The 658-nt window shown below is 70.8% G+C and carries 1 protein-coding gene; it reads right to left on the reverse strand.

Features of this window, described 5'->3' with window-relative positions; genetic code table 11:
* Positions 1-87: 87 nt before the first annotated feature.
* The coding region (locus ACU8YC_RS25430) for a LysR substrate-binding domain-containing protein (RefSeq protein WP_446896023.1) at positions 88-658 on the reverse strand (571 nt) is incomplete at its 5' end.

A 658-nucleotide genomic window follows, 5' to 3' on the forward strand; every position in this document is an offset into this window, starting at 1 on the left:
CCGGCATGGCCAGCGCATCGACGCCGGAAGCTGCACGTCGACAGCAAGGCCACCGTCGTAGCAATAGCCGTGTCGGTTATGCGTAGCTCATTGCCGCTCCAGCTCGTTGCGCAACCACTCCGCCAGACGCTCGGCGCGCCTGTCCACTCGCCGCGCCGGTACCCAGAGCGCCAGTCTGGCGCGGGTCTCGACGAAGCCCCAGGGCGCCAGCAGACGACCCTGGCGCAGGTCGTCGGCCACCAGCTGCTGTGGCGCGATGGCCACGCCGAGGCCGGCCAGCGCCGCTTCCAACAGGAAATACAGGTGCTCGAAGCTCTGTCCCAGACGCAGCCGCGCCGGATCCAGCCCCTGCTGACGCGCCCAGTTCGGCCAGGCCTGCGGCCGCGAGGCGGTGTGCAGCAGCGTCTCGTCGAGCACAGCCGACGGCGGCGCGCCGCGAAGGTCGGTACAGCGTGGATGATCGGGGCTGAGCACCGGGCCGATGCGCTCGGCGGCCAGCTCGAACACCTGCATGTCCGCCGGCCAGGGCGGTTCGGCGTACCACAGCGTGGCGTCCAGCCCCGGCTTGCGCGGGTCCAGCTCGCCTTCGCTGGCCGACAGTTGCAGGCGCAGTTCCGGCAGGTCGCGATTGAGCCGATCCAGCCGCGGGATGAACCAG

The sequence above is a fragment of the Citrobacter sp. VF227 genome (genome assembly GCF_052950715.1).